Source organism: Pseudomonas sp. PS01297, assembly GCF_029959305.1.
GTDB classification, from domain to species: Bacteria; Pseudomonadota; Gammaproteobacteria; order Pseudomonadales; family Pseudomonadaceae; genus Aquipseudomonas; species Aquipseudomonas helleri.
The window spans coordinates 16,265-27,164 of sequence record NZ_JASCPQ010000079.1 but is presented as its reverse complement, the minus strand read 5'-3'; the positions used below and the strand labels follow the sequence as shown (position 1 = coordinate 27,164).

The window sequence follows — 10,900 nt, the reverse complement described above, 5'->3', positions numbered from 1 at the left end:
AGCTTGTCTCGCGATCTTTTGACCTTTAAAAGATCGCGAGACAAGCTCGCGCCTACAGGGCTTATCCAACACGAATCATGATCTGAGCCATCACTGCCTGGCCATTGATGGTGCACCGCCCGTCCTTATGATGGCTCGCATGCCTTTCGCTGCGAGCCTGACCCATGACCCACGCCAAAACCCTCTATGACAAGCACATCGATGCGCACACCGTGTGGTCGCTCGATGACCAAGGGCATGTTTTGCTCTACATCGATCGTCAGGTCATTAACGAGTACACCAGCCCGCAAGCCTTCAGTGGTTTGCGCGAAGCCGGGCGTGATGTGTGGCGCCCGCAAACTGCACTGGCGGTGGTTGACCATGTGAACCCGACCGCGCCGCTGCGCGTTGCAGCCATGGCCGATGCCGGCGGGGCGTTACAGGTGTCGTACCTGCAACAGAACTGCGAAAAGTTCGCCATCGAGCTGTTTGATGTGCTCGACAAGCGCCAGGGCATCGAACACGTCATCGCCCCGGAACAAGGGTTTATCTTGCCCGGCATGGTGATCGCCGCCGGTGACAGCCACACCACTACCTACGGCGCACTGGGTGCGTTTGGATTCGGCATCGGCACCTCGGAAATCGAGCACCTGCTGGCCACCCAGACCCTGGTGTATAAACGCCTGAAAAGCATGCGTGTCACAGTCGACGGTGAGCTGGGCACAGGGCTGACCTCCAAAGACGTGATCATGGCTCTGATCGGCAAGATCGGTGCCTCCGGCGCCAGCGGCTACGCCATCGAGTTTGCCGGTTCAACCATTGAAGCGCTGAGCGTCGAAGCGCGCATGACCATCTGCAACATGGCCGTCGAAGCCGGTGCTCGCGGCGCTTTTATGGCCCCCGATGACAAGGTGTTCGCCTACCTGCAACTCAAGCCGCGCGCCCCGCAAGGGGAACAATGGGAACGCGCCGTGGCCTGCTGGCGCTTGCTGTACAGCGACCCCGGCGCACGCTTCGATCAAGAAGTGCACCTGGACGCCAGCGAGTTGCAACCCATGGTTACCTGGGGCACCAGCCCCGACCAGGCCGCCGCCATTGGCAGCACCGTGCCTGACCCGCTGGGCGTGAGTGATTTGATTCTGCGCCAGGACATGCGCCGCGCCTTGAACTACATGGGCCTGGAGCCCGGCATGGCGCTGAACGAGGTGGTCATCAGCCACGCCTTTATCGGTTCCTGCACCAACGCCCGGATTGAAGATTTACGCGACGCGGCCCACGTTGTGCGCGGCCACAAAGTCGCAGCCCATGTACGCGCCATGATCGTTCCAGGCTCCACCCAGGTGCGCGATCAGGCAGAAGCGGAAGGCTTGGCGGCGATCTTTATCGAGGCTGGATTTGAGTGGCGCCAGTCTGGCTGTTCGATGTGTCTGGCGATGAACGATGACGTGCTCGCCCCCGGCGACCGCTGCGCCTCCAGCACCAACCGTAACTTCGAAGGTCGCCAGGGCGCCGGGGCACGCACCCACCTGATGAGCCCGGCTATGGTCGCGGCCGCCGCCATTACCGGCCACCTCACTGACGTTCGCCAACTTGCCGGGAGACTCTGAGCATGCAACCTTTCACCACCGTCAGCGGCAAGGCCGCGCCCCTGCTCGCCGCCAATATCGACACCGACGTGATCATGCCCAAGCAGTTTCTTAAAGGTATTGATCGCAACGGGCTGGACCGCGGCGTGTTTTTCGATCTGCGCTTTCTGCCCTCGGGCGAGCCAAACCCTGAGTTCATCCTCAACCAGCCCGCGTGGCAAGACGCACGTTTTCTGGTCACCGGGCCGAACTTCGGCTGTGGTTCCAGCCGCGAGCATGCGGTCTGGGGCTTGAAACAGTTGGGTATCCGCGCACTGATTGGCAGCAGTTTCGCCGGGATTTTCTATGACAACTGCCAGCGCAACGGCGTGCTGGTGATCACCCTGGAAGACGTATTGGTGCAGGCGCTGGGCCGACTCATCAGCCAGCCCGAAACAGCTGAAATCACGATAGACCTGATCACGCAAAGCATCCGCCTGGCGGAGGGTTCAGTGATTGAATTCAAGATCGACGATTTGCGCAAAACCGCGCTGTTACAGGGGCTGGATGCGATAGGCAGCACCTTGCAGCGCAGCGTGCAGATTCGTGAATTTGAGCAGCGGCATTTGCAGGCTAATCCCTGGTTGCGCTGAAAAGCGCCCTCACCCCAGCCCCCTGTAGGAGTTGCCGCCCCGTCTTCGACGCCGCACTGTCGCGCATCAAACAGGACACTGTAGTCGCTGACGAGGTACGAAGGCTGCGATCGGCTGCGTGCAGCCGTAAAACCATCCACTTCGGGATTCTTGGGTACATATCCATTGCTGCGGCAACGGCCACTTAGGGTTCCGCCCTTACGGCGCGTCACTTTGAAAGCGCAAAGTAACCAAACGCTTTTTGCCCCAACCCCTCGGCGCCTCGCTGTGGCTCGGCATGCCCTCACCACAGGCCTTACTCCGTGGGCCCGCCGCGATCGGCCATCCCTGGCCGTGTCGCGGCTAACCCGGCGTCCTGCCGGGTTACCCACTGCGCAAAACCTGCGTTCGGCCAGCGTGGTTTAACGGGGCCTCTCAGATCAAAAGCCAGATCAAGATCAAAAGATCGCGAGCAAGCTCGCTCCTACAAGGCCTTTAGAATCAATCACTTATTTTATGTTTGATAAGAGCGAGCTTGTCTCGCGATCTGTTGATCTTTAAAAGATCGCGAGACGAGCTCGCTCCTACAAGGTGGAGAGTTGTCGTAAGTGCGCCTGCAAAAACTCCACACACACCCGCAACTTGCCAGAATTGGCCAACCGCGTCGGGTACACCGCCCATACGTCGGCGCTTTGCCGGTAGTCGGCCAGCACTTGCACCAGCCGCCCTTGGTCCAGCAGCGGTTTTACATCCCACATCGAGCGCAGCAACACACCGCGCCCGTCCAGCGCCCACTGCAATACGATTTCGCCGCTGTTGGAAGACAGCGGCCCGCTAACCCTCACGCTGGCTTCACCTTCCGGGCCTTGCAGTTGCCAGATACCAAACGCGTTGTCGCGCTCTTTGAGCACCAGGCAATCGTGCTGCTGTAAATCTTGCAGCGACTCAGGCACGCCCCGGCGCGTGAGGTAGTCGGGCGAGGCGCACAGCACGCGGTTGTTGGTCACCAGACGACGGCCGATGTGTTGACCGGCAATGTCATCGCCCACATGGATTTCCAGATCGAACCCTTCATGCACAATGTCCACCACACGATCAAACACATCCAGGCGGATTTCCAGTTCGGGGTACTGCTCGGCCAGTAACGAAATGGCCGGCGCGACATGGTTGCGGCCAAAGCCAAAGCTGCTGCACAGGTGCAAACGGCCACGGGGCTCTGTATGCGCTTCGGACAGTTCGTCCTGCAATTGCTGAACATCATCGAGGATGCGTACCGCCCAGCGCTGCACCCGCTCACCGTCGTCGGTCAGGGCGACACGTCGACTGGTGCGGTGCAGCAAGCGGCTGCCCAGGGTGGTTTCAAGGATCTGGATACGTTTGCTGACATAGGCCGGGGACAACCCCAGCTCTTCTGCCGCCGCGGCAAAGCCGCCTTTGCGCACGACCGTGAGGAACACCCGCAGGTCTTCAGGCAGCGGCGCAGTGTCTTTTTTGGGCGGCATGGTCATGAACGCGTGGCGACAAGAATGCAGAGAATAGCTCAGCGCAAAAAAGGCAGCACGTGCTCAAGCAGCAATTGGGGGACTTCTTCGCCAATGTAGTGCCCACACGGTAACGCCTGACCACGCACATCGGTTGCGACTTTCTGCCATTCGGCCAGCGGGTCGAAACAGCGACCGACCGTCCCTTGCGCGCCCCACAGCACCAGCACCGGCAGGTTCAGGTGCCGACCGGCGTCGATGTCTTCGCGGTCATGCTCAAGGTCAATGCTGGCGCTGGCGCGGTAGTCCTCGCAGATCCCCCGCGCCGTACCCGGCAATTGAATGCAGCGCACGTATTCGGCCAGCGCAGGCGCCGTAAACGGCTGCAAACCGGCGCTGCGACTGCCCATCACGCTCAACAGGTATTGCTCGGGGTCGGCTTCGATCAGACGCTCCGGCAGCGGCGCCGGGCGAATCAAAAAGAACCAGTGCCAGTAAGCCCGGGCAAAGGCTTCGTCGGTCTGCGCGTACATCGCCAGCGTCGGGGCGATGTCGAGCATCACCAAACGGCTGACGGCCTGCGGGTGATCCAGCGCCAGACGATGAGCCACGCGCGCGCCGCGATCATGGGCCAGCACCGAAAACTGCTCAAACCCCAGGCTGCGCATCAACGCCAGCGAATCGCGGGCCATTTCACGTTTGCTGTAGTTGCTGTGATCGGCCACCGCTTCGGGCTTTTCGCTGTCGCCGTAACCGCGCAAGTCGGCCGCGACCACCGTGAAGTGCTCCGCCAACTGCTCGGCGACTTTGTGCCAGATGACGTGCGTTTGCGGGTGGCCATGGATCAGCAACAAACCCGGCCCGCTGCCGCCAATACGGTAGGCAATGTGAACGCCATTGACCTGGCGCTGAGCTGTTTGAAATCCCGCGAACATGAGGCTGCTCCTTCTAATAGTCAGCCCATGCTAGAGCCCTCAGATTCTGCTGCAAGGGCCAAACCGTGGCGGCTCGGTTCATGAAGTGTGATACATCGCATCGCCCCCCCTCATTGAGCGGGCAAGAACACACAGGCGGTCAAACCGCCCCCTTCACGATTGCTCAGCGTCAGGCTGCCCTTGTGGCTGACGGCGATGCGCTTGGCGATACTCAAGCCCAAACCAAAACCGCCGGACTGATCGTTGCGCGAGTGATCGGCGCGCACGAACGGGTCGGTGATCGACTGCAACACCGCTGGCGCAATGCCCGGCCCGCGATCGTTGATGCGCAACGTTACGCCGCTAGACGAGCGCTCGACCTCAAGGGTGATGTCGCAGGCATAGGCTTGTGCGTTTACCAGCAAGTTCTGCAAGCAACGGTGCAACAGCACGCCGTTGGCGTAGATCATCCCGCCCCGGCCGCTGACCGGCAACGGCTCGGCGGGGGTCGACAACTCTGCGCACAGGTTTCGCAACACGCTGTCGACATCAATGAACTGGCACGTGTGCTGGTTGGCGCTCTGCAAATAGACGAGTACCTGGGTAATCATCTTGTCCATTTGGTAGATGTTCTGCTTCAAGCGCTCACGCTGATCAACATCACTCAACCGCTCGATGCGCAAGCGCATGCGGGTCAATGGCGTGCGCAGGTCGTGGGACACCGCCGCAAGAAAAAAACTCTGGTCATTGACCATCGCGACAATCTGTTTTTGCATGGCGTTGAAGGTCTGGGCGGCTTGGCGAACCTCCAGCGGCCCTTCAACCGCCAACGGCTTCTGATCCAGGTTATCGCCCAGCGCATTGGCGGCGTCACTCAGCCGTTTAAGCGGGCGCAGGCACAGCCGCACCGCCAGCCAGCACATCCCGATCACGCCGATAATGCGCACCACATAGACCCGCAGAATGTAGTCGGCAATCAAGGCCCACGCCGACTCACCGCTCCAGCCCTGCAACTCGTGCCCCTCGATGCTCAACCAATGACCGTCGGCCAGCGGCACCGCGAAGTCGATGTGCGCCGTGGCCGTTTGCAGGCCAAACAGGCTGCGCCAGACCAGCGGCTGCCCTTCGGCATCGGTGAGGTCGACCTCGATCATTTCAACCATGGGCTCATGCCCCAATTCATATGCCAGCGCCTGTTTCAATAGCAGCGCTGTGCGTCGGGCAGCACGGTCGTTTTCAGGTTGGATGTCGGGTTTCGCGGCCAGACACCTGACCGTGTAATTGGCCGGTGCTGTCTGCGGCTGACCCGGCAAACAACCGGGCTGGTCAATCAGTGGTGCGGTTCGGCTGGCCATTAGCCGGACCGGGGCTTCAAGCACCTGTGCATAACGCACGTCGAACCAGATGCTGCTCGACAACAATTGAATGGCCAGCGTGCCGCTGACCAGAATCAGCGTGAGTTGGCCAAACAAGGTTTTCGGCCACAGGCGCATCAACCCCTTCATCAGCAGGTCGCGCACCGGGCTAAACCGCCGCTTCAGGGCTGGATACGCTCAACAGATAGCCTTCATTGCGCACGGTCACGATCTGCACGGGCCCGTCCTTGAAATGCTGGCGAAGGCGGCTGATGCACATGTCGATCGAGCGATCGTCGGGCGCGTATTCACGACCCATTGCACTCAGCGTTAATTGATCGCGGGACAGTACCTGCTCACGGGCCTGGAGCAAATCACGCAACACCCTGAAATCGGAGCGCGGCAAGGTCAGGGTCTGACCATCCGGGATGTGCAGCAGGCGCTTTACATCATCGAGGCGATAACCGGCGAACTCGCGGTGGGTAGAAGCCGGGCGATCCGCGACGGGCTCGGCCCGTGTTTGTCGACGCATCACCGCCTTGATTCTGGCCACCAGCTCACGGGGCTCGAAAGGCTTGGTCAGGTAATCATCGGCGCCCACTTCCAGACCAATGATGCGATCCAGCGCTGAGCCTTTGGCCGACAGCATGATCACACTCAGGCCGGGGCGCGACTGCAACTGGCGACACAGGCTGAGGCCGTCTTCGCCCGGCAGCATGACGTCCAGCACCACCAGGTCGACCGCCTGGCGCTCCAGGTGTGCCCACATCTCCAGGCCATCGGCGGCGGCCAGCACCTGATCGCCGTTCTCACTCAGGTAGTCGCACAACAACTCGCGGATTTCATCATCGTCATCCACCACCAGCAGCGTCTTGGCGTCTGGAAGCGGTTTGGCGGCGGGCAAAATGTACCGTTCATTACATTCCATTACACATCCAGACATATCCGTAATAGTGCCTGACGGCGCGATGCTTAAAATGCTACCAAACATTATCTGCAAATACGAAGTATTACCAATGACAACGCAGGGCATGATGACGGACCTCTCAGCACGACCATTGATGTTAAGCACCCCTTCTCGCCTTTCAGCACACCGCAGCCCTGTCGCAATCATGGTCGCCATGGGCCTCAGTGCAATGCTCGGCATGGCCAGCCAACAGGTTGGCGCCGCGTCGCTGGAACTCGACACCCTGAATGTCCAGGGCACCCAGCCCTCCGCCGATGAAAGCACCGGCCAACTGGGTTACACCGTCAAGAGCACCACCAGTTCGACGGGCATGAAACTCACCCCGCGCCAGACGCCACAGTCGGTCACCACCATCACCCAGGAACAAATGGCCGACCGCCAGATCACCAATATCGAGCAAGCGCTGGACAGTGCCCCCGGCATCACCATGAGCAAGTCGGAAGTGGGCGGGCGCACCGAGTACCGGGCACGCGGCTATCCGATCACCAACTGGAAAACCGACGGCCTGCAGTTCCCGGGCGGCTCGGACTTCAGCGGCGCCGGCAACTCGCTGAACATGGACATGTACGAACGTATCGACATCGTTCGCGGCGCCAATGGCCTGCTGGGCGGCACGGGCGACCCGTCGGCCACCGTCAACCTGATGCGCAAACGCCCGGGTTTCGAATTCGGCGGCCGTGCCTACGCCACCTATGGCAGTTGGGACAAACGACGCCTGGGCGCTGACCTCAACGTGCCCTTGTCAGAAGATGGCCGCTTGCGCTCGCGCCTGGTCATGACCCAAGAGGACTCCAACTCCTTTCGCGACCATCAGTCCGACCGTTCGCGGGCCGCACTGGCCAATTTTGAATTTGACCTGACCGACGCCACGACCCTGGGCGCCGGCTATCAATACGAGTACTACAAAAACGTCGGCGGCGGCTGGGGCGCGAACATCCCGATCTGGTACGGCGATGGCAGTAAAACCCACCTGCCGCGAAGCACCAACGTGGTGCCGAGCTGGAGTTTTGGCGAATACACCACCCGTACGGCGTTTGGCTCGCTGGAGCATCGTTTTGACAATGACTGGACGCTCAACGTCAAAGCCTCGCAAAGCACCACTGAAGCCTTGAATCACCGTGGGCTGGCCAAGGTCAACTCCAAAGGCGGCGGCGCATTCGGCGGCTATTGGAATCAGGATGGCACCGGCGCCGTGCTCAATGGCTTGCACAGCTCTACCGACACCACCCAGCAATCGGCACAAGTCGACGTGACCGGCCCTTTCAGCCTGTTCGGCCGTACCCATCAGGCCATGTTCGGCTATAACGACAGCCGCACCGTCGCCTGGTCGCCTCAGTACCGTTGCAACATGGTCAGCGATGACCGCACCAGCGCCAGCGCATTGGGCTGCCAGTTCCGCGCCAACAACGGCTTCCCGATTACCGACTGGCACAACGGGGTGGACAGCGACTACCGGATCAACGCCTACAAAACCGGCCTGCACACCAAAACCACCACCCGCCTGCAAGGTATGTATGCGGCCACCCGCCTGAGCATTACCGACCCGCTGTCGGTGATCCTCGGCGCGCGCATCAGCGATTACAGTAGCACCACGTTGTCGACCAACGGTGCGCGCAGCAATCAACAACAAAACGGTATCGTCACGCCTTACTTGGGCGCGGTGTATGACCTCAACGACACCTACTCGCTGTACGCCAGCTACACCGACATCTTCAGCCCGCAAAGCGAAGAGAACGCCAACGGCAACAAGATCGAGCCGATTCGCGGTCAGAGCTATGAAACCGGTATTAAAGGTGAATGGTTCGACGGCCAGGTCAATGCGCAAGCGGCCTACTTCCTGACCCGTCAGGAAAACAAGGCGGTGACCGATGGCGCCAACACCACACCCACCGGTAACCAGGCGTACACCACGGGCACTGGCGTAGAAACCGAAGGTATCGACCTCGAAGTTTCCGGTGCCTTGACGCCCAACTGGAATGTCTACGGTGGCTACACCTACCTGCACTTTCGCCGCCTCAACGCCGACGGCCAAAGCGACCCGTCGCACCTGTTCAAAGCGTCAACCACCTACCGTTTGTCAGGTGCTCTTGATCGCCTGACCGTGGGCACCGGCGTCACCGCGCAAACCAGCATTCGCGCCACGTCCACCCCGGCGGGCATTCCCACTAACGGTGTGAGCCGCGGCCCTACCGACGTGACCTGGGCGGGTTACGCCATCTGGAGCGCAATGGCCAAATACGACCTCACCGATGACACGGCCGTGACCCTGAATGCCAACAACCTCTTCGACAAAACCTACTACACCCGATACGGCTTTTATGCAGGCGCCATTTATGGTGATCCGCGCAGCCTGTCGTTGACCCTGAGTACTGCATTTTGACGCCCGGCCAGATCCTTCCCCCCAGGTAAGCCACGCGTCAACGTGCAACTACCGAAGCCCGCCTTATGGCGGGCTTCGTCTATTGGGCAACGGGCAAAAAAGCCACGGTGGGAACATCACACCGTCATCAAGGTCGGTTACTTAAATAGCTCACTTTGGCGACCCGACGAAGGCTTATAAAAATGCGACATTTTTAGTTGATCTCAGCGCAGTCACGCCCTAAAGTTCGCGCCGAACATCCATGCTGGAAACGATCCATCCGGCTCAAGTACTGACGACGAGAGAGCAAGCTTTCGGCGGACATGCCTTGGGAAGTAGGCGAACCAAAGTGGGGATACGGAGGATGTTCATTTGCACCCATTGATTTATGACGTTTGCCACTAGGAGTCCCTACGTATGTCGATTCAGGTCGAAGAATATTTCGCGCGCGAAACCTTCCAAAAAATGAAGGCGTTCGCTGACACCCAAGAAACCCCGTTCGTGGTGATCGACACCGCCATGATCAGCCAGGCTTACGACGACCTGCGTGCAGGTTTCGAATTCGCCAAGGTGTACTACGCGGTCAAGGCCAACCCGGCCGTTGAAATCATCAACCTGCTGCGCGACAAAGGCTCGAACTTCGACATCGCGTCGATCTATGAGCTGGACAAAGTGATGGCCCAGGGCGTGACCCCGGATCGCATCAGCTACGGCAACACCATCAAAAAATCTAAAGACATCCGTTACTTCTACGAGAAAGGTGTGCGTCTGTTCGCCAGCGACTCCGAGGCTGACCTGCGCAACATCGCCAAGGCTGCACCGGGCTCCAAAGTCTATGTGCGTATTTTGACCGAAGGTTCGAGCACGGCTGACTGGCCGCTGTCGCGCAAGTTCGGCTGCCAGACCGACATGGCCATGGACCTGCTGATTCTGGCCCGCGACCTGGGCCTGGTGCCTTACGGTATTTCGTTCCACGTAGGTTCGCAGCAGCGCGACATCAGCGTGTGGGACGCGGCCATTGCCAAGGTCAAAGTGATTTTCGAGCGTTTGAAAGAAGAAGACGGCATCGTGCTCCAGCTGATCAACATGGGTGGCGGCTTCCCGGCCAACTACATCACCCGTACCAACAGCCTGGAAACCTACGCCGAAGAAATCATTCGCTTCCTGAAAGAAGACTTCGGTGACGACCTGCCTGAGATCATTCTGGAGCCGGGCCGTTCATTGATCGCCAACGCCGGGATTCTGGTCAGCGAAGTGGTCCTGGTCGCCCGTAAATCACGCACAGCCGTTGAGCGTTGGGTGTACACCGATGTCGGCAAATTCTCCGGCCTGATCGAAACCACGGACGAAGCCATCAAGTTCCCGATTTGGACTGAAAAGAAAGGCGAAATGGAAGAAGTGGTTATCGCCGGTCCTACCTGCGACAGCGCCGACATCATGTACGAAAACTACAAATACGGCCTGCCACTGAACCTGGCCATCGGTGATCGCCTGTACTGGTTGTCGACCGGCGCCTACACCACCAGCTACAGCGCTGTTGAGTTCAATGGCTTCCCGCCGCTGAAGTCGTTCTACCTGTAAGCCTTACAGAAAAACCTCCCCGGATTAGCCTCCGGGGAGGTTTTTTTATGGCCTGACGGTGCCGCCG

Annotated in this window: 8 protein-coding genes; 4 read left to right on the top strand and 4 right to left on the bottom strand. The window is 59.9% G+C overall.

What is annotated here, in order from left to right; all coding sequences use genetic code 11:
- Positions 1 to 164 precede the first annotated feature (164 nt).
- Both leuC and leuD read left to right on the top strand, forming a co-directional pair.
- Positions 165 to 1,586 (top strand): 3-isopropylmalate dehydratase large subunit, encoded by a 1,422-nt coding sequence (gene leuC, locus QMX84_RS20120; protein ID WP_282364627.1) that lies wholly within the window; start codon positions 165 to 167, stop codon positions 1,584 to 1,586.
- Positions 1,583 to 2,197 carry a 3-isopropylmalate dehydratase small subunit gene (leuD, locus tag QMX84_RS20115; RefSeq protein WP_282364629.1) on the top strand — a complete coding sequence of 205 codons (615 nt, stop codon included), beginning with the start codon at positions 1,583 to 1,585 and terminating at the stop codon, positions 2,195 to 2,197. The genes leuC and leuD overlap by 4 nt, the downstream gene beginning before the upstream one ends.
- Before the next feature lie 563 nt (positions 2,198 to 2,760).
- Here the strand turns inward: leuD and QMX84_RS20110 are convergent.
- The 4 genes from QMX84_RS20110 to QMX84_RS20095 form a co-directional block, all read right to left on the bottom strand.
- Positions 2,761 to 3,678 carry a LysR substrate-binding domain-containing protein gene (locus QMX84_RS20110; protein WP_262126633.1) on the bottom strand — a complete coding sequence of 306 codons (918 nt, stop codon included), beginning with the start codon at positions 3,676 to 3,678 and terminating at the stop codon, positions 2,761 to 2,763.
- Between the two features lie 38 nt (positions 3,679 to 3,716).
- Positions 3,717 to 4,592 (bottom strand): alpha/beta hydrolase, encoded by an 876-nt coding sequence (locus QMX84_RS20105; protein ID WP_153335279.1) that lies wholly within the window; start codon positions 4,590 to 4,592, stop codon positions 3,717 to 3,719.
- 110 nt (positions 4,593 to 4,702) lie between these two features.
- Positions 4,703 to 6,076 (bottom strand): ATP-binding protein, encoded by a 1,374-nt coding sequence (locus QMX84_RS20100; RefSeq protein WP_282364628.1) that lies wholly within the window; start codon positions 6,074 to 6,076, stop codon positions 4,703 to 4,705.
- Between the two features lie 19 nt (positions 6,077 to 6,095).
- Positions 6,096 to 6,854, bottom strand: a complete 759-nt coding sequence (locus tag QMX84_RS20095; RefSeq protein ID WP_282364626.1) for a response regulator — start codon at positions 6,852 to 6,854, stop codon at positions 6,096 to 6,098.
- Positions 6,855 to 6,987: 133 nt separating this feature from the next.
- Between QMX84_RS20095 and QMX84_RS20090 the strand changes: the two genes are divergently transcribed.
- Together QMX84_RS20090 and QMX84_RS20085 are read left to right on the top strand one after the other, a co-directional pair.
- Complete coding sequence (locus QMX84_RS20090; protein WP_348775200.1) at positions 6,988 to 9,273, top strand: TonB-dependent siderophore receptor; 2,286 nt, start codon at positions 6,988 to 6,990, stop codon at positions 9,271 to 9,273.
- A gap of 396 nt (positions 9,274 to 9,669) precedes the next feature.
- Positions 9,670 to 10,833 carry a type III PLP-dependent enzyme gene (locus tag QMX84_RS20085; RefSeq protein WP_282364625.1) on the top strand — a complete coding sequence of 388 codons (1,164 nt, stop codon included), beginning with the start codon at positions 9,670 to 9,672 and terminating at the stop codon, positions 10,831 to 10,833.
- The last annotated feature ends 67 nt before the right edge of the window (positions 10,834 to 10,900 follow it).